Annotated in this window: 17 protein-coding genes; 6 read left to right on the top strand and 11 right to left on the bottom strand. The window is 54.6% G+C overall.

Features of this window, described 5'->3' with window-relative positions; translation table 11 throughout:
* Positions 1-243 precede the first annotated feature (243 nt).
* The 3 genes from ACZ5RG_RS12515 to ACZ5RG_RS12525 form a co-directional block, all read right to left on the bottom strand.
* Positions 244-849: a hypothetical protein gene (locus tag ACZ5RG_RS12515; protein ID WP_464447241.1), complete on the bottom strand. Its 606-nt coding sequence runs from the start codon at positions 847-849 to the stop codon at positions 244-246.
* Between the two features lie 176 nt (positions 850-1,025).
* The gene (locus tag ACZ5RG_RS12520) at positions 1,026-1,955 is read right to left on the bottom strand and encodes an ImmA/IrrE family metallo-endopeptidase (RefSeq protein WP_245912771.1); all 930 of its coding nucleotides are present in this window, start codon (positions 1,953-1,955) and stop codon (positions 1,026-1,028) included.
* A complete protein-coding gene (locus ACZ5RG_RS12525) occupies positions 1,952-2,299 on the bottom strand; it encodes a helix-turn-helix domain-containing protein (protein ID WP_108401970.1) in 348 nt (115 codons plus the stop codon). Before ACZ5RG_RS12525 ends, ACZ5RG_RS12520 begins: the two co-directional genes overlap by 4 nt.
* Before the next feature lie 217 nt (positions 2,300-2,516).
* Between ACZ5RG_RS12525 and ACZ5RG_RS12530 the strand changes: the two genes are divergently transcribed.
* Positions 2,517-3,761, top strand: a complete 1,245-nt coding sequence (locus ACZ5RG_RS12530; protein ID WP_464447242.1) for a hypothetical protein — start codon at positions 2,517-2,519, stop codon at positions 3,759-3,761.
* A gap of 104 nt (positions 3,762-3,865) precedes the next feature.
* Positions 3,866-4,705, top strand: a complete 840-nt coding sequence (locus ACZ5RG_RS12535) for a hypothetical protein (RefSeq protein WP_464447243.1) — start codon at positions 3,866-3,868, stop codon at positions 4,703-4,705.
* 10 nt (positions 4,706-4,715) lie between these two features.
* Here the strand turns inward: ACZ5RG_RS12535 and ACZ5RG_RS12540 are convergent, their stop codons facing one another.
* The 3 genes from ACZ5RG_RS12540 to modA are packed head-to-tail and all read right to left on the bottom strand — an operon-like array spanning position 4,716 to position 7,303.
* Positions 4,716-5,834: an ABC transporter ATP-binding protein gene (locus ACZ5RG_RS12540; RefSeq protein ID WP_464447244.1), complete on the bottom strand. Its 1,119-nt coding sequence runs from the start codon at positions 5,832-5,834 to the stop codon at positions 4,716-4,718.
* 5 nt (positions 5,835-5,839) lie between these two features.
* Complete coding sequence (gene modB, locus ACZ5RG_RS12545; protein WP_464447245.1) at positions 5,840-6,505, bottom strand: molybdate ABC transporter permease subunit; 666 nt, start codon at positions 6,503-6,505, stop codon at positions 5,840-5,842.
* Between the two features lie 3 nt (positions 6,506-6,508).
* Positions 6,509-7,303, bottom strand: a complete 795-nt coding sequence (gene modA / locus ACZ5RG_RS12550; RefSeq protein WP_464447246.1) for a molybdate ABC transporter substrate-binding protein — start codon at positions 7,301-7,303, stop codon at positions 6,509-6,511.
* A gap of 71 nt (positions 7,304-7,374) precedes the next feature.
* Between modA and ACZ5RG_RS12555 the strand changes: the two genes are divergently transcribed.
* Positions 7,375-7,755 (top strand): winged helix-turn-helix domain-containing protein, encoded by a 381-nt coding sequence (locus ACZ5RG_RS12555; RefSeq protein ID WP_464447247.1) that lies wholly within the window; start codon positions 7,375-7,377, stop codon positions 7,753-7,755.
* Between the two features lie 369 nt (positions 7,756-8,124).
* Here ACZ5RG_RS12555 and ACZ5RG_RS12560 read toward each other — a convergent pair whose 3' ends face one another.
* Both ACZ5RG_RS12560 and ACZ5RG_RS12565 read right to left on the bottom strand, forming a co-directional pair.
* Positions 8,125-8,574 (bottom strand): type II toxin-antitoxin system YhaV family toxin, encoded by a 450-nt coding sequence (locus tag ACZ5RG_RS12560; protein ID WP_464448209.1) that lies wholly within the window; start codon positions 8,572-8,574, stop codon positions 8,125-8,127.
* Entirely contained in the window at positions 8,574-8,894 is a 321-nt protein-coding gene (locus ACZ5RG_RS12565; RefSeq protein ID WP_464447248.1) for a type II toxin-antitoxin system PrlF family antitoxin, read from the bottom strand. Before ACZ5RG_RS12565 ends, ACZ5RG_RS12560 begins: the two co-directional genes overlap by 1 nt.
* Positions 8,895-9,021: 127 nt before the next feature.
* Here ACZ5RG_RS12565 and ACZ5RG_RS12570 point away from each other — a divergent pair, with 127 nt between their 5' ends.
* Positions 9,022-10,458, top strand: a complete 1,437-nt coding sequence (locus ACZ5RG_RS12570; protein ID WP_464448210.1) for a recombinase family protein — start codon at positions 9,022-9,024, stop codon at positions 10,456-10,458.
* Positions 10,459-11,101: 643 nt separating this feature from the next.
* Here ACZ5RG_RS12570 and istB read toward each other — a convergent pair.
* Positions 11,102-11,926, bottom strand: a complete 825-nt coding sequence (gene istB, locus ACZ5RG_RS12575) for an IS21-like element helper ATPase IstB (protein ID WP_464446705.1) — start codon at positions 11,924-11,926, stop codon at positions 11,102-11,104.
* Positions 11,919-13,430 (bottom strand): IS21 family transposase, encoded by a 1,512-nt coding sequence (gene istA, locus ACZ5RG_RS12580; RefSeq protein WP_298596769.1) that lies wholly within the window; start codon positions 13,428-13,430, stop codon positions 11,919-11,921. The genes istB and istA overlap by 8 nt, the downstream gene beginning before the upstream one ends.
* Before the next feature lie 1,131 nt (positions 13,431-14,561).
* On the opposite strand from istA, the gene ACZ5RG_RS12585 reads away from it, so the two are divergent.
* Positions 14,562-15,128 (top strand): tyrosine-type recombinase/integrase, encoded by a 567-nt coding sequence (locus ACZ5RG_RS12585; protein WP_464447249.1) that lies wholly within the window; start codon positions 14,562-14,564, stop codon positions 15,126-15,128.
* Positions 15,129-15,164: 36 nt separating this feature from the next.
* Here ACZ5RG_RS12585 and ACZ5RG_RS12590 read toward each other — a convergent pair whose 3' ends face one another.
* Positions 15,165-15,959, bottom strand: a complete 795-nt coding sequence (locus ACZ5RG_RS12590) for a hypothetical protein (RefSeq protein WP_464447250.1) — start codon at positions 15,957-15,959, stop codon at positions 15,165-15,167.
* Positions 15,960-16,211: 252 nt separating this feature from the next.
* On the opposite strand from ACZ5RG_RS12590, the gene ACZ5RG_RS12595 reads away from it, so the two are divergent.
* Complete coding sequence (locus tag ACZ5RG_RS12595) at positions 16,212-17,231, top strand: hypothetical protein (RefSeq protein ID WP_464447251.1); 1,020 nt, start codon at positions 16,212-16,214, stop codon at positions 17,229-17,231.
* Positions 17,232-17,340: the final 109 nt, after the last annotated feature.

Below are 17,340 nucleotides of genomic sequence, written 5' to 3' on the forward strand. Positions count from 1 at the left end.
AGCAGGGCCACTGCGATTAGATCGACGACTTCTTGTTGCGGGTGTCGAGGGCCAGCGCCAGCCCTTAGATTGGAGATTTGTTCGTTGTTGTGCATGGTCAGCGTTCCAGTAGAAAACGCTTGTCATGCTATGGGTCTAAGTCACTTCGCGTAACGTGTTTAGACCAGCATGCTCGTAGATGAGCAAAGATGACTGTCGCAGTCGCTTACTGCCAAGGTCACCAGGACACACCCTGTTCAGAACTCAAGCCGCCAACACAAGTAACTCTGGACTCAACAGCAATTCGTCGGCGAACCTGCGCAGCATTCGAAAATGATTGTCTTCCATCGGTATGGTTGTGGTCTTGCCATCCGCGTTAGTTTGCGTCTTCGTCCAGAAGGCTGTTTGAAGGGCTTGCAGCTTTTCGTCAGGCTCATCCACATGAGCGCCACCGTCTTTGTTGGCAGCTGACAGAACGACATCTTTCCGGGTGTACGTGACTTTGTCGCGAATAAAGACGGGCTGTGCCCACCATTCGATGCAACTGAGCGTTGGCATCCCGTCTGGCACGGGAGAGTACTCAATGGAACTGCCGATCACCATGCCCGCCAGGCACTCTCCAAAATCAAGTTCAGCAAGCAGATCCTCTGGAATTTCTTTGGCCGTGGTGATCAGCTTTAAAGATTCTTTCCGACCCATTTGATTCAGCAAAGAATTGCTGAATTTCGTGTCGTGGAGCAAGACACGGATAGCTACGCCGATGCGCAATGCTTCCTCGGAGTGACCTGCATCGTATGCAGAGGCAGAGTTTCGGATGAAGTCCAGTTGACGCCTCAGTTGCTTGACCAATTCGGGGGTAGGTTTCTGCATCACTGAAACGCGTAATCAATAAAAGTTAGGGTGGTGGTGTCACACCGTTGCGAAGTATGTAGCCACGGCACAGTCGGCCTTTACCCTATATAGCCATTCGACCCATCGCTGGGCTAGTCACTGGCGCAGAGGTATTTGGGGCCGCTGCATGAGACACCACCGAAATCATGATATGCCTATTTTCTAATAGGCATCTGACCGCTGGATGTGAACTGATCGAAGCTGTCGAAGCTCTCCTGATCCTGCCAGGAGTTATCCCACCTGCGCGGTTCAGCATCTTCAAGGATCAACAACGTCAGCACGCGATCTCGCCCGCCGTAGCTGTGTTTGAATTCCTGCAGCTTCATGTAGGGCTGTTCACCGACGCACCAAACTGCGGCGGACATATCGATCCCGTTCCACTCCTGCGTGATGGACTCGTCTGCTGCAACGGTATCGCGCAGAGGCTCTGCAGGATCACTCAACCTTCGAATGCGGGTGTTGCTCAGCACAGCACTGCGGCTACGCCATTCGTACTTGAGAAAGCCGTTGTCCCAGTGCAGCAAGATCGCACGCTTCTCCGTGAACTTGATGAAGCGGATGCATAAGGCCTCGAACGACACGCCGAATGTTTTGGCCAAGCCACTGAGCAAGTAAAGGTCAACGTCTTGACTGGTGATGCGATCACGCAGGACATCGCCAGGCATCAATAGATTGCTGGCAAATTCATCTGCCTCACGCTCGATGACACCTGCGCTTTCCAAGCTGAGATGCACAGCGGCCTTGTCGCAGTTGAAGGTGCGCCGCTTAGCTCGGTGCAGCACGAAGTGTCCGAGCTCATGCGCGATCGTAAATCGCCGACGCTCCGGGCTTGAATCTTCATTGACGAAGATGCCCCACTCAGTTGGATCGTCTGGGTTGCAAACTAGCATCCCCTCAGAGCTTTTGATTGGGGATGCCATAGGCGGCTTGATGATCTTCACACCTTCGCCGTAAGGCGTTCCAGGCAGCCCCTCTCGAACCATGTCGAGATCGGTGAAGGCAGCCGTCTCTCCGCTGGCCACACGAATCCATCGCAGGATTGTGTTGGCCGCTTTGCTCGGGGTCAGTTGAGCGCTGTCACTCAACTCTTGGTTTCCTCTTGCCCCGCTGTTGGGAACATCAGTTTGAGGGCTTGCTGGTAACGCTGCTTTTCTTCTTCCGTCATGCCAGCGTAATGGCGAAAAAACGCCACGTCTTCAACGGAGGCCTGAGGTACTTGCTCGTTTGATTCGTTCATGAGGTCCTCCATCGTGACCCCCAGAACCTTGGCCAGCAGGTGAATCCGCTCGGCAGAAGGGCGTTGGCCCTCCTTCATTTCCAGTTCCCAGATGTATGCCTTGGTGCAGCCAACCGCATCGGCTACTTGCTGCAATGTCAGCTTCTTGGCCTCTCGTAAACGCCGTAAACGCGCTCCTAAGGTCGATGCCATGGCAAAGCTCCTATCTGAATCAAGTCAGCCTAAAAGTATAGCACCAAGATACTCCATTCGCCCAGATGTTCTACGTGGTTTGACAAGCGGAAATAAGCGGGACACAATTACGCTGTATCTCGCCACTTTACTTTGATGGGATATTTGTTTACCACCCGTCGGCCAGCGCCAGCATCCCCTGCACGCAGAACACCGACATTTCACAAGGACCAAGAAAATGAAAAAAACCTTTGTCGATGTGCTGCTTGAGCTGCCCGTAGACACCACTTTGCAGACCTTTTTGGCGGCCAATGGCTTGCCTTTGCCCGATGACCTCTCCTGGTCTGATGGCCAAGAGGTCACCCAGACCGTGATCGAGGCCATCCGGTCATGGACCGATGAGATCGCCCGCGACCAACTCATTGCCAAACTCATGGCAAGCGTTGGTCTCGGGGATGCGGCGGGCAAACAAGCAATGTTTCAGGTGGCCAGGCAAAACGGTGCAGCCTTGATGGGGCTCGTTGCCAACCAAAGTGACATTCATCGCTCGTTTTGGCTGTACGTGAACCACCCTGAGCTCTTTGATCTGGCCGGGGATGTTGACTTCTTTGAACGCCACGGCACACAGGCTCAGCAAAACGATCTGGGCGTCAAGCGCAAGCCCAACACCTCCGATGCCGCCATGCTCGGCATGCGTCAAGCCATCTCGGCGTTCTATCAGAAGGAGCTGCAGTGTGGCGACGGGAGCGTGGCATACGTGCTGGAGCGTTCCCCCGATGTCTATCTGCTGACGGTCCACGTCAAGGATCTGGCGATGCTGCGTCTGGAATTCGAAGGCTCGAACCTGACCCGACGCGTCGGCAATCCCAACATTCACATGGTGCTGGAGTATTCGGCCAAGACCGGTGTGGCGCGCACCCTGGTCAAGGGAGGTGTCAAGTACCACACCATGCTGCTGGAGGCATTCGCAGAGCATCTGCTGGGCACGAAGGTCGATGCACACCGCATCAAGCCACCCACACTTGACCTGTCTGCATTGCGGCTGGGTTTCGATGTGCCACAGGCGCTGACCACCGACGGGTTCATGGCGCTGCAAGTCAAAACCCTCACGCTGCTCAGCCCCCACGGCGACCTCAAGGTCGAATGCACAGCAACCGCATCAAGCGACCAGCAGTGCGTGACTGAGTTGATTGCCGAATCCTTCCCCAACGAAAACCCGCTCAAGCGCAACTGGCAGATCAACTCGGCGCACATCAACCTGTACTACCCACCCGAGCCCGGAAAGATGCGATCGAAGGTCATCACCATCGAGATCACCCGCAAAGGCCGACTGAACCTTCACAAGTTCGACGCCAAGATGCAAGCCCAGCTCGAAGGCTACTTGGTTTCCCTCGGCATTCTGGGAGCCAACCAAACGCTGAACGCCAATGAGCAGCAGCCCGGTGAAGACGCCTTCCAGTCCGAACCTGCGTACCAGGAGTAAGCGTGAACTCACATCATGCTTGGTCGTTGGTGTGTCGCTTGTTCGCTGAGGGAACGCACGTCCATCGCTGGGCGTTGTCCCCTCACGAGTTGGCTGCATGCACCTTGCTCGGCTCCGCCATAAAGCCTGCGCCCGTCAATCAGCAATACGTACTTTGCCCACATTGCAACCTGCACCGTGGGCAAGTCGTCGGTGATGGCAAGGGCGGCAGGCTTTGCCAATGCCCCGAATGCGGCCCAATCCAAATCGAGCCACAGGATCTGGCAGCGTTCGTGCTCAACGAGGATTGGCTGCGCCAGAAGTTGCGCTTGGCCTTAGAGATCAACAGCCGCGACGGCATCGATCAGGTTGGCCCAGACATTTGGCGACTGGGAGATGCCAGGCAGGGGCCGGTCATTCTGGCCCGCAGCCTTTCTACCCTTGTGCGCGCGCCTGGGATCTTGGATGGTTTCCGAGTCAAGGGTGCGAGCCTGCGGGTCATCACACCCAAACCCATCGACCAGACTGCCCACCCGTTCGCTGCCGACATCGAGTGGCTGCCACTTCAGGAGCGGTTCGCCTTTTACGGCGACGGCATCTCCTTTATCGCCCCACAGGGCAACCGCCCGGAAGAAACGCCACGTGAGGCCGTTAAACCGGTTTACGGCCCCTTCGCGGACGACTTCCGCACGGTGCTGCTGCCAGAGCATGGCCACATCAACCTCACCGAGGCGCAGGCATCCGTGTTCCAGTCGCTTTGGTCTTTCAAGGGTGAGCCCATGCGTGCCGAACGAATCATGGAGCGTGCAGGTTTGGACAGCGACAAGCCCATCGATGTGTTCAAGGTGAAGTCCCGTTACAAAGGAAAACCGGGAGCCGATCGTCCGTTGATGGCGTACCGACAGTTGGTGGTCACTGTGCAGCGGCAAGGGCTTTATTCGATGCCGTGCGCTTCAAGTCAATAGGGCAGACTTATCAAACCCGAAGTGGCATTACATGCACAAATTCTGGATTGACGTGAAGGTTTAACTGCTGCCTAGTAGTGAGCAAACTTCGATTAGGCCCTGACAAAGTCAGTTTGACCTCCAATCTATTAAGCGTTGTGCACGCCAACGTCACCAAGGACATGTCACCCAAGTACCGGGCATCCTTGACCGACACTGCAAACCAGTTCGGACGATGATCAGGGTGTGCTGCCAGCGTCAGTCCATCACTTGGAATCACCCATGTGAGGTTCTGCCCTTGAGGTAGCTTGCCTTTGTCTTTGACTTCAAAGACGGGGCATTCCTTAGATGCGAGACCGTCGATTACCCACCGCATGTGGGCCTTGCCAGCAGTTTCAGAGGCGCCGATCCAGAACCCCTGAAAGTGATTGGCAATCCCCACCAGTTCCGCCACCCGGGCATTGCGAGGAGACAGGTGAATAGCATCGGGCGTGCCTTGCTGCAGCACCGTCCCTGCGTCCATGACCACCAGTTTGTCGGCCAGTTGGCGTGCTTCACTCAAGTCGTGGGTCACCAGCACGATGGGAATATGCAGCTCTTGCCGTAATTCAGCCAGCAGGGCGTACAAGCCCTGCCGTGTCAGCTGGTCCACTGCAGAAAACGGCTCATCCAAGAGCAAGACCTTGGGTTTTCGCACCAGCGCTCGCGCCAAGGCAACCCTCTGCTGTTGACCGCCAGACAGCTGCGCTGGCTTGCGCAACTGCTGCTCTGGTTGCAACCCCACCTTTTGAAGACAGCTTTGCGCCATGGTGCGCCGCATCTTTGTGGGCTGCTCAAGCAAAGCCAGCGCCACATTGTCAATCGCGTTGAGGTGCGGCATCAGCGCGTAGTTCTGAAACACCATGCCCACGTGCCGCTGAGGCGTTGGTACAAACAACTCCACTTTCGTGTCGCACCAGACTTCCTCACCGACCTGCACATGGGCCTTCGCGGGCGGCATCAACCCCGCCAAAACACGTAGCATGCTGGTTTTACCAGCCCCGGAGGGGCCCACCAAGGCGACGAGTTGTCCCGCTTCACAAGTGAACTCGCCCGACAGACGCATTGGGCGGTCTTGTTCGACTTTGACGCTCAGGGCTGTGCTTTGCATGGCAGTCACCTGCGGTTTAGCAAGCGGGCCGTAGCGAAGTAAGAGGCTGCCACCGCGCTGAGAGAAAACACCAGTAAGAGCAACGCCATCTGGTCAGCCCCCCGAAGGTCAAAGGCTTGCACCCGGTCATAAATGGCGATGGCGATGGTTTTGGTCTCTCCCGGAATGCTGCCTCCCATCATAAGCACGACACCGAACTCGCCGAGCGTGTGGACAAAAGTCAGAACCGCCGCAGACAGAATACCGGGCCATGCCAACGGCAATTCCACACGCACGAAGGTCTGCCAAGCATTGAGCCCGCTGACCGCCGCAGCTTCCGACAGGTTGGCCGGAATGACTTCAAAGGCCCTCTGGATGGGCTGGACCATGAATGGAATGTTGAACACCACCGACGCGATGACCAAGCCCAAGAAATTGAAAGTCAATTGCACCCCGAAGACTTCGGAAGTCCAACGCCCCAGGGAAGATGCCCCGCCCAGTGAAACCAGCAGGTAGTAACCCAGCACCGTTGGCGGTAGCACCAAAGGCAATACAACGAGCGCTTCCACGAGTGCTTTGCCCTTGAACCGTTGGTAGGCCAGCCAGCGTCCGAGCCACAGGCCAACAGGCAATAACACCACCAAGGTGACCGCTGCCAATTTCAATGAGAGGGTGAGCGCCTGCCAGTCCATGGTTTACTGCTTGGGCATGGCAAAGCCGTAACGCACCATCACCGCCTGCGCGGCAGGCGTTGAAAGATGCTCATAGAAAGCTTTGGCAGCAGCGGGAGCATTTTTCATGAGCACCATGCGTTGCGCCAAAGGCTGGTGCCACTCTTCTGGAATCAAGGCAAAGTCTCCCTGCGCCTTGATCTGCGGAGCCAATGCCAGCGAGTAGGCAATGATGCCCCCCTGCGTTGATCCGGAGAGGGCGAACTGGGCGGTTTGGGAGACGTTCTCGCCGTACACCAGCTTCGAAGAAATCTGTTCCCACAGTCCAACTCGCCGTAGAGCTTCCTCTGCGCGCATGCCGTAGGGGGCATGTTCGGGGTTGGCGATGGCAAAGCGTTTGAGCCGACCGTCCTTGAGCGCGGCACTCAGGTCTTTGAGTTGGCCATCGGCTTTCAGCGATGAACCTGATGGCACCTTGATGCCAATGCGGCCATACGCATAAAGTTTGCCTCGTCCTTCGGTCTTTCCAGCTTCGGCCAGTTTGAAGACGAAGCCTTCATCCGCCGACATGAACAAGTGAAACGGTGCGCCTTGCAGCAACTGGGAGTAGAAATTGCCCGACGAGCCGAATACCAGCTTGAGTTTGTGCCCAGTGTCCTTTTCGAACTGGGCGACGACCTCTTCGAGGGCAAATTTCAGGTCTGCAGCGGCAGCAACGGTGGGCACTGGCTGGGCAACAGCCACGCCAAAGGCGCCTAGCCCCCAAAAGCCTAAAGCGGACTTCAGCCAGAGTCTTCTGCGTATGGTCTCAAGTGGCATGGCAGGGGCAATATCTTTGTTTATGGATATCGTATCATAGAGATATCGAAACGGTACATCCTGCCCTCTGTATGAAGACCACCCTATTGGCATCGCCCTTGGAGCAAAAGACGCGCTTTCGCATCCAAATCAAGCATGCGGTGGCCATTGGACCGGGCAAGGCCGATGTTTTGCAATGCATCGCGGATACTGGCTCTATTGCGGAGGCTGGTCGCCGTATGGGAATGAGCTATCAGACCATTTGGTCTCTAGTCAACGCAATGAATCGAGATTTCATCTCCCCACTTGTGAGCACGCAACGGGGTGGTGTAGCCGGTGGCGGAACCAAACTTACGGAGCTGGGCGAGCACATTTTGAAGCTCTATCGTGATGTGGAGTTAAAAGCACAACAAGCCATAGAAGGGCAAATCACAGAACTGGTTTCCTTCATCAAGCCAGATACAGGTGCCTGACAAAGCATCAACTTTTATGACCTGCCTCAGCAAGTCGATAGCAAAACCTTCGTATCCGACACACGCGTAAGTTGTTGCCGTGAAAGGCGTTCTGCGTGTGCCACAGCGTGAGGGTTTGCAGAAGTTTCGTGAGAAGAGAAGGCGGAATATGAGATTTGGGGGTCAATACCGCCCCAAGTACCGGAGGGGGTTGGCACACGTAGAATTACGCCGCACCCCGCGTGCTCTGGGGATGCCCCAAATGAAAACGCCCAACTGAGAACAGTTGGGCGTCTTGGATTGGTGGCAAAGCGGAATGTGAACAGTTCCGTAGCAAACCCTCCTGAATCCGCTCAGATCAGAGGGTCAATGGGGTAGAAATCGGGACAGCTATCGCCAATCAGCCCGACTCGCCGCCACCAGCGCAGCCCAGTCATCTGGCGGGTGACCCCGCTCGAGCATGCGCTGGAACACGTTGTACGGATCGCTCTTGCTGCCCGACGAGCGCAAGGTGTTTTCATCATTGACCCACGCAAAAATGATGATCCGGGTCTTGGAGTCGAACCGGAAAAACAATCTAAAACGCCGCCCGATTTTGGCGCGCCGCCAATGCCGAAACGCCGCCCCCATCGTGTTGCCTTGCCGGTACTCCTCGCGGTTCGGGTCGCTGGGCACCGCATCAAAGATCAGTTTTGACAAGGCTGCAAACAGCCGCACGTTGGCGTTGGACTCAAAGCCTTGCGGGTCTTGTTGCTGCGCCCGCTCAGCTGCGGCCTGCAGTTTTTGCAGCTGCTCGGATAAACATTCGTGAAAGAGCAGATTCCACCCGTGACGCTGGATCACAGCGCCACATCGCCTTCGATCTCGGCGTCCAGGTCAACCGGCTGGGTCAATGTGGCCAGCATGGCCTGTACCAAGCTGTCTGGCAAAGCGCACAGGTGCTGACCGGTGCGGATGTCTTTTTCCAGCAAGGCCAGAAATGAGCCAATGGCCGGGTCCTCATGCGCCGTCTCATCAGCGCGCGTGACGATGACCTGCGAGCCCCGCAAGTCAAACGCGACTTTGCCGCCGTAGTCCACGCCCAGGGCCTGACGGATGGGCTTGGGTAAGGTGATCTGCCCCTTGGAGGTGATGGTGGCAACTTCATGGATGGCGGGCATGGCTTTTCTCCTGGATAGGTGTTTATGGTAAGGATATTTCCTTACCATGTCAAGTATCTGGCTTCCCGCATCTTCGGCCAGGGTAGCTGATCACACCATTGCCTGAGATCATTGGGGCATGTCGCTCATGCCTGCGCCAGCCCCCGCTTCTACCCAGCACCAGCACCAGCACCCACCCCTACGCTGTGCGGTGTACGCGCGCCTGTCCAGCAATGACGATCCTGGCCAGTCGTTCGGCTCCATCGAAGCCCAGACGCAGGCGTGCCTGGCGTACATCACCAGTCAGCGGGGCCTCGGGTGGCAAGCCATAGAGCACCACTATGCCGACACGGACATTTCCGGAACTGTTTTGCAGCGACCAGGCCTGCAGCGTTTGATGACGGACATCGAAGCGGGCAAGGTGGCCAAGGTGGTGGTGCACAAGCTCGACCGGCTCTCCCGCAGTGTGAAAGATTTCACGCAGCTGATGGCGTTTTTTGATCAGCATCAGGTGGATCTGGTTTCTGTGACCCAGCACTTGAACAGTCAGGATTCGATGGGCCGCTTGGCGATCAATACCTTGATGAGCTTTGCCGAATTTGAGCACGACCTGATCAGTGAGCGCAGGCGCGACAAGTTAGCAGCCACGCGTCGCAAAGGCTTGTGGGTCGGAAGCGTCCCGCCGCTGGGCTATGTCCGACAGGGACAGCGGTTGGTGGTCGAGCCCCTGGAGGCCAAGCAGGTGCGGCAGATTTTTGAGCGGTTCGTGGCCTTGGGCTCGATGGTGGCCTTGGTGCAAGAGCTCACCGCCCAGGGCGCGACCACCAAAGCATGGGTCACGCGCACCGGCAAAGCGCGGGGTGGGCAACCGATTGACAAGACCTACGTCTACAAGCTCTTGAACAACCGCTTGCTGATTGGTCAACTGGAGATCGACGACGTCTGGCAACCGGCAGCCCATGCGCCGATCATCAGCGATGAGCTGTGGCAGCAGGCTCAGGCGCTGCTCGGCGAGCGTCGCCGCCCACGCAAGCGCCTACCCTCAACGGGTACCGCTGATGACGATAGCTTTTTGCTGCGGGGGCTGATTTTTGGTGAAGATGGTCGCGCCTACTCCCCGTGGACATCAAGCCTGCGGCGAAACCGCTTGTACCGCTACTACGTCCCGCAAAAAGACATTGCCCTGGGCGGTGGGACCTCGGGCCTGCCTCGGCTCAATGCTTTCACGGTGGAGCAGATGATGATCCAGCACGTTCATGAGCAGTTGCAGTCACCCGCTGGGGTGCTGGCGCAATTGCCCGATTGGATGCGTGCGCATCCGGAGTACGACGAACAGAAATTTGCGTCGGTGCTCACCACCATTGCCGAGGTCTGGGATGTGCTTTTTCCTTACTTCAAGTACCGGATCGTCAAGCAAGTCTTAGGGCAGGTCATCGTTCATCCAAGTGACATCACCGTACGTCTGAAGATCGAAGGCTTTGTTGCGCTGATTCGCGCTCACATACAAGGAGAGACTTCGCCGTTGACCGTTCGTGACATGCTAAATAAGTCAACAAAGAACAAATCACCGAAATCAGTCCGCTGATGTACCCGGCATTACCCACTCAGGAAGTGCTCATCCAAAACACAAGGCGAACCCTTCAAGTGAAACACACGCATAACTTGTTGCTTTTAATGCAGATGTGCGTGTGCCATTCGGAAGAAGTTGATGGCCTTTTTTAGAGAAAGAAGTCCGAGAGAAAATCGAACTTGGGCTGTTCGTGGCTCAAGGTACGCTTTGCTGGCACACGCAGAACAACAAGTTTCGCGGCGTGGCGCGTGGAAACTGCAGATGTGAAAAAGCCCAACCGATGAGGGTTGGGCTTTAAATTGGTGGCCTGGGTCGGAATCGAACCAACGACACGCGGATTTTCAACGCTTTTTTGAAAACTAAAGATATATATTTTTCAAAGTTCAAAAGCGGCCAGGCCAAAGTGGTGTGCGCGTTTTGTGCGGTATCGAACGCTAGAACAAAGTGAGTACCGTTCCACAAAGTTGCACTCACTTGCCCACATTTAGCTGCCACTTGAGTGTCGTTTAACACGACGCATCACCGTGCAAAGCCTGCACGCAGCTTGTTTGACGCTGTGTTGTTGACGCCGATCCAATATTGACCACCTGTGCCGATTGAATTTTGACCAGGGGCTTGAGCCAGCTTTTATCTCCGCTGGCTGTGGATAACTATAAGTTTAATTGTCGTCCCGCATCCCCTTTCTCTCCGCTTTTCTTGCCTGCTCCCTGGCTTTAATTCGGCCCCTCGCCTCATTGGAGCTGTGCCTGAATCGGTAGGACTCATTGCCCGTTTCCACAATGTGGCAGTGGTGCGTCAACCGGTCCAGCAGCGCCGTCGTCATCTTGGCATCCCCAAACACGCTAGACCATTCGGCAAACGTCAGGTTCGTCGTGATCAGCACGCTCACCCGTTCATACAGCTTGGACAGCAAGTGAAACAGCAGTGCCCCTCCGGCTTGGCTGAACGGCAAATACCCCAACTCATCGAGTACCACCAAGTCCATGCGCGACAAACTCAACGCAAGCCGACCTGCCTTGCCTTGAGCCTTCTCTTGTTCCAGCGCGTTGACCAGGTCCACCGTCGAGTAGAACCTGACCTTTTTGCCGTGTTGCGTCAGCCCCGAGATGCCCAGCGCCGTGGCCAGGTGCGTTTTGCCCGTCCCCGGCCCCCCTATGAGCACCACGTTTTGCGCATCCTGCGTGAACGACAGATCGGCCAGTTTGTGCACCAATGCCCGGTCCACTTGTGACGCCTCAAAGTTGAAGCCCGCCAAATCCCGGTGCACCGGGAACCGCGCGGCCTTGGTTTGATGCGCAATCGATCGCATATGGCGGTTGACTGCTTCGGCTTGCAGCAAGTGCTCGATCAGCCAGCGAGATGCCTGCAGCTCGGCATTGCCACCTTGCTCCACCAGATCCGCCCATGCCATGGCCATGCCGCTCAGTCTGAGCCCTTTAAGTTCGGCCTGGATGTCCCGCTGTGTTGGCTTGTACTCAGTCATGCGTCACCTCCACGCTGGACCGCAGGCCGTCGTAGCGCGCCGTGTTGGCCATCGGCACCTCACTGAGCTGCAGCGATGTTTCGGCTTGCTGCGGCATCGGTGGACTGCTCAAGCGCGCCAACACGTTGCGCACATGCTCCACGCTGATGCCACCGTTGGGGGTGGCGCCTTCCAGCAAAACCTCCACCGCCACCAATACAGCGTCCAGCCCCGCTTGCGGCACCACGGCCAGCACCTGGGCCATCACCCGGTCACCTCCAGCATGGCGCATCAGCGATTGCCGCAGCTTCAACAGCGCAGGCGGCAAGTCCAGAAACGGTGTGCCATTCCTCAGCGCCCCCGGCTTGCGTTGCACCAGGTCGATGTAATGCTGCCAGTCGTAGCTGATTTGCGCCCGGTTGGTCAGCCTTGCGTGACTGGCCACGATGGCGTCTTGGGCCACCACATCGACTCGGCCCGGATACAGCCTTGTACTGACCATCTGCCCAGCCCACTCGCACGGCACCGAATATTTGTTGCGCGCCACATTGACCAAACAGGTGCTGCTCACCCGGGCCGGATTCTCCACATACCCATCAAACGGCTCGGGCATGCTCATCAAGTGCTCATGCTCCAAATCCAGCATCTCGGCCAGCGTGAACTGCTTTTGCTCAGGGTGCGGTGTTTCGGCCCAGATCGAGCGGCAGCGCTCAGCCAACCAAGCATTGAGCTCAGCAAACGAGCCAAACCGCTTGGTGCCAGCCTCTATCCAGATACGCCTGCGGCTGTCCTGCACGTTCTTCTCCACCACCCCTTTCTCCCAACCCGAGGCCACGTTGCAAAAGTCCGGCTCGAACAGGTAGTGGCTGCACAGCGCATTGAAGCGGGCATTGACGATGCGACCTTTGCCTTTCTTGACCTTGTCCACCGCCGTCTTCATGTTGTCGTAAATGCCCCGGCGCGCCACACCGCCCAGCGCCGCAAAACTGCGGGTGTGCGCGTCAAACAACATCTCGTGTCCCTGGCTGGGGTAAGCCACCACCCAGAACGCCCGGCTGGCGCACAGCTTGAGATGTGAGACCTGCATGTGGTGGTACACCCCGCCAATGAGCAACCCTTCCTCGCTCCAGTCAAACTGAAACGCCTCGCCCAGCTCGAAACTCAAAGGCACATACGCCTTGGATGCCGCCTTGCCCTCTTGCTCGCGCCAACCCCGAATGAAATCCGTCAATCGGCTGTAGCCGCCCCGATAGCCCTGCGCCTGCAACTGCGCCAACAGCGCCCGCGCACTGCGCCGGGCATGTTTGGGTCGATGGGAATCGGCTTTGAGTGCCTGCACCAACGTCGCCTCAAACGCGCTGAGCTTGGTGAATCCGCTTTGCCTTTTGTACTTGGGAGCCTGGTCGCCAGGGGCTTTGAGCCATTTTTTGACCGTGTTGCGCGACAGTCCCGTGCGCTTGGCAATCTCGCTGTTGGAGAGTTGCTCGCGCAACTTCATGCGCCTGACCTTACCTATCATTTCCATGGTGATCACCTTCTATCTCTCCTGCTGAATATTTCAGCAGGCCAGTTGAACACCCTGGTCAATTTTGAGTCGGCACTCCTAGGTTTAGATGGTCAGTTTTCGGTCGGCGGCAACATGTCAGCACCTCAGCTAGGTGTATGAGTGCATTTGTTGATAGGTCAAGGTTTTGCGCAATTATGCTGCCGTAATAACCTTCACTTTTTCCGCAGTACCTACTGAATCGACGTACTGTCATATCTGGAATGGCTTTTTGAGTTAGCTCATATATATATTTTGTTGAAGTCATAGTATCCCCTTTGTATTTTTATACTTCTGCTTGCTAGTGCAAGCGCAATTACGTTTTTCTATCGAAAAACTTATTGCAATTTTTAATCTGATTTAAATCTAGAAAGACCTTAATTACATTTTTTAATTTATTTAATGTAGAGCTGATTCACTAGGAAGCGCAGATTCCACGCCTGCTACGGCGCGTGGATCGAATATTCACTGAGGTATTCTTGACCTACATATACACAACTTTATTACAAGAAAGGTCGGTTTTGCTATTGCCTTTTACGTGCGTCCATAACGCAAACAAAGAGTGCCTATGTAGCAGCAGTCTCTTTGCTTTGTGGGTTACTTACAATGCAAGGTGCATTGCAGCGTGGTTTTCCCACTCACTTTAACTATTGAGCTTTTTTCAGCTCATTCCTACGAAACCAAGTTATTGCAAACGTTATTTCATTTCTAAAGTCGTTTAATGCATCCTGCCATCAGCAGGTTAGTGCAATACCCCAGCGCAACAAGCTACGCTTTCTTTACCGTCACACATCAGAACGGATTTAGCAGCACAATTCAATCGGCGTGCAACCTTAAATCTTGTTTGTATAAACTATTTATGCCGCAGTCAGTTTATTAGCTTCATATGTACATTTTTTAGTGGCATCGAACGTCAAAGTAGCAGGTCTTGAGAAAAGGGGCGTATAGGGCATTTAAAGCTGCCGCCTAATGCGACACGCCAAAGAATATAACTATATTCTTTATCGCCATTGATTTCATTGAAGAAATTGCGCCTCCTATTTCGGTTGCTCTTTCTCACAAAAGAAAACAAAATTGTGCATCAATTTTTATTTACTTGAAAGAACTGCACAAATGACCCAAGCGAAAACATTAACTGCTAATGAATTACAGCAAGTGCTGGACTACACTGCAGACCACTCTTTTGCTATGCGCAATCGGATGATTTTATTATTTAGTTTTTGGTCTGGAATGCGCGTGGGAGAAATTGCCAGCTTGCGCGTGGCCGATGTGGTTGATGCCGGTGGTAAGGTCAAAGCCGAAATCAAACTTGCAGCAGAACAGACAAAGGGCAAGCACGCTCGCACCGTGTTTCTGTCGCAAAAGTTGCGCGATGAGTTGCAGGTCTACTGCGACATTCGGGCCGTGAAGGACCGCAAACAGTCGTTCTTTCTTACAGCTGGCGGCAAGCCCTTCTCCGCCAATGTAATGACGCAGCACTTTTTCTGGCTGTACAGGAAGGCAGGTGTTGACGGTGCCAGCAGCCACAGTGGCCGCAGAACATTCATCACAACGCTTGCCAGCAAAGGCATTGGCGTGCGCGTGTTGGCTAGTCTCGCAGGCCACCGCAGCATTGCAGTGACCCAATGCTACATAGACGTAAACGACGATATGAAACGAAATGCCGTGGAACTGGTTTAAGCGTCAAGCCTGACCGCTGCGGCGGCAATCAATCAATCAATCAATCGCATCCGTGTCGACCTCTTCCTGTCCAGGTGGTTTGATACAGGGAAAGATGCCAGCTTCTGCATTCTCTATCAATAACCGTGACTGACGCAGCAAGCGACTGACCTCTATGCCATAGCGAACCCGTTTTTGTTCATCGGTCATAGGCTTGCCAGTTTTACTTCGCAGTTGGAACTCAATGTCCAATTCCGTTTTGAGCGCAATGCGATACAGCGAAAAGTTTGGAAATTTCACTCTGCATTCATAGACCGCCAACATCCGGCGCACCGTGTCCATTTGCATCTTGGACGAGTTCAACTTGCGAATGGCCGTGCTGACCTTACGAGGCACTACCGGCTCACGCTCTTCATAGGCCTCATCCAAGAGTTTGTTGATCTGCCGGATCACAGTGCTACGCCGCAATGTCAACGGCACCTCCAGCACGACCCTGTCTTTCATATTCTGGATATGAGACAGCTCATTTAACTTGCAATGCATCTCGACCTTGGGTACTGGCCGGCGCTCTGCAAACAGTTTGCGCCCCGTAGTCATCCACCAAGTCGGGAATGAAGTCCTGACATCCCCAAAGTCTTCGTACAGGTGCCGAAGCGAGTGCACCCCTTCCGCTTCACAGCAGTCCATATAGCGGCCACTGTTTTGAAGTGTGCGAAACCACAAGTTGTACCAGCTGTTTTTCGCTTTGGTCAGTTCTTGCTGCAATTCCGAGTTGCCAGAACCGCCGAGGCGTGGCCGGTTGTGGCGGATACCCAGCTCTTTGTGCTGCAAAAGGTCGTCGTCTTGTTCCATTTGGAACAAATATACACGAATCAATATTTATTTTTGCATTTTTCTTTATTTGTACATCACACAAAACTCATACAAGATCATATAAATCGATAACTACTAGCACGAATATTTGTACTGTTTTGATATTTTGTCAAATAAATCATAATTTTATACAATGAAAGCACTTAAACGCAATAACGCTTTTAAGTAGGCCTTAGCGCCGAAAGCGCAAAGTTCTTTTAGTTCAATTGCATTCACTTATAAGGAATCAAAATGCAAAATACCATCACTCAAACTACCGCCTCCATCAACCCTACTGCCGGCGCAGTTAAGCCGACCGTGACCGTCAATGTCGGCTCAATCTCGAGGAATCTGGATGCTCGAATCCTCGAAGCTAGTCGTGTGTTTACGGAGACTTCTACAGAAATGGATCAAGAAGACAAATTGGAAGCTGCAAAGGACATCAAGGAAAAGTGTGTCGTCGACACCATAGCTCAGGATGTTGCTGAAACAAAAGCGGAAGCAGCGCGTCTGGCCCGTACTCAAGTTAACAGCAGCCAACTGTATGTTTCACCGGTCAAAGTGGAGAACAGCTGGGAAGTTGACGACTCGGCTATTGAACCACGAGGCCGCAGCGAGTATGTCTTTTTGTTCAAGGCTCACCAACGTCGCACGGCTTTGGCCGCTTTGGATATGTGCCGTGTTGTGTATGAAGCTTTCAAGACCTTGGCCGAGCACGACTTTGACGAGTTCTGCAAGAGCATCGGCTACAAACACGACAGCAGCACGGTTCGCAAATTTCTCGCGATCGGTAAGGTCTATCCTCGGATGATCGAATATGCGGACCAATTGCCTGCGGCCTGGACCAGCATCTATTCGTTGACGCAAATGCCAGCCGACGATTTCGAAAACTGCATCAAGTCAGGCTATCTGTTGTGCAACTTGACGGGTGGAGAAGTTGACGAATTGGTCAAGAAGACGCGAGTAGTGAACAACACCGTCTCCCCTTTCAAGCAATCGAAGAAGGAGATGGCTTTCAGTATTGCCACGGTGTTCTTCACCAAACAAGTGGATGACGCCGATTTCCGTCTGCTGCAAAAAGCGTTCGACGAGGTTGCATCTCGTTTGCCCGTCAAGCTGGTGATCAAAAAGGAGGCAACTGAGTATTTCGAAAAGCGACGCAGCCAGCGCTTCGAAAAGCTCAAGCAAGAGGCCCCCGGCACCGCACTGAACCCTAGCAAGTGGGACTATGGCACAGCAGCCAACAACATCAACCGCAAAGTGGCTGCATAAGTTGTTCTAAATGGAACACGCCAACATATTGCAGTGCCACCTTGCACTGTGCACCTCAAGCCCGCCACGTGCGGGCTTTTTTTGTTTCTGCAGTTGTCCCTTAATCACA

The organism is Limnohabitans sp. TEGF005, assembly GCF_055394835.1.

Excerpts from the sequence above, each read along its gene's own strand:
- ACZ5RG_RS12590 (WP_464447250.1), bottom strand. The coding sequence starts at position 15,959 with ATGGAACAAGACGACGACCTTTTGCAGCACAAAGAGCTGGGTATCCGC.
- ACZ5RG_RS12585 (WP_464447249.1), top strand. The coding sequence starts at position 14,562 with ATGACCCAAGCGAAAACATTAACTGCTAATGAATTACAGCAAGTGCTG.
- ACZ5RG_RS12570 (WP_464448210.1), top strand. The coding sequence starts at position 9,022 with ATGCCTGCGCCAGCCCCCGCTTCTACCCAGCACCAGCACCAGCACCCA.
- ACZ5RG_RS12530 (WP_464447242.1), top strand. The coding sequence starts at position 2,517 with ATGAAAAAAACCTTTGTCGATGTGCTGCTTGAGCTGCCCGTAGACACC.
- ACZ5RG_RS12595 (WP_464447251.1), top strand. The coding sequence starts at position 16,212 with ATGCAAAATACCATCACTCAAACTACCGCCTCCATCAACCCTACTGCC.
- modA (WP_464447246.1), bottom strand. The coding sequence starts at position 7,303 with ATGCCACTTGAGACCATACGCAGAAGACTCTGGCTGAAGTCCGCTTTA.
- ACZ5RG_RS12565 (WP_464447248.1), bottom strand. The coding sequence starts at position 8,894 with ATGCCCGCCATCCATGAAGTTGCCACCATCACCTCCAAGGGGCAGATC.
- ACZ5RG_RS12540 (WP_464447244.1), bottom strand. The coding sequence starts at position 5,834 with ATGCAAAGCACAGCCCTGAGCGTCAAAGTCGAACAAGACCGCCCAATG.
- ACZ5RG_RS12525 (WP_108401970.1), bottom strand. The coding sequence starts at position 2,299 with ATGGCATCGACCTTAGGAGCGCGTTTACGGCGTTTACGAGAGGCCAAG.
- ACZ5RG_RS12515 (WP_464447241.1), bottom strand. The coding sequence starts at position 849 with ATGCAGAAACCTACCCCCGAATTGGTCAAGCAACTGAGGCGTCAACTG.
- modB (WP_464447245.1), bottom strand. The coding sequence starts at position 6,505 with ATGGACTGGCAGGCGCTCACCCTCTCATTGAAATTGGCAGCGGTCACC.
- ACZ5RG_RS12555 (WP_464447247.1), top strand. The coding sequence starts at position 7,375 with ATGAAGACCACCCTATTGGCATCGCCCTTGGAGCAAAAGACGCGCTTT.
- istA (WP_298596769.1), bottom strand. The coding sequence starts at position 13,430 with ATGGAAATGATAGGTAAGGTCAGGCGCATGAAGTTGCGCGAGCAACTC.
- istB (WP_464446705.1), bottom strand. The coding sequence starts at position 11,926 with ATGACTGAGTACAAGCCAACACAGCGGGACATCCAGGCCGAACTTAAA.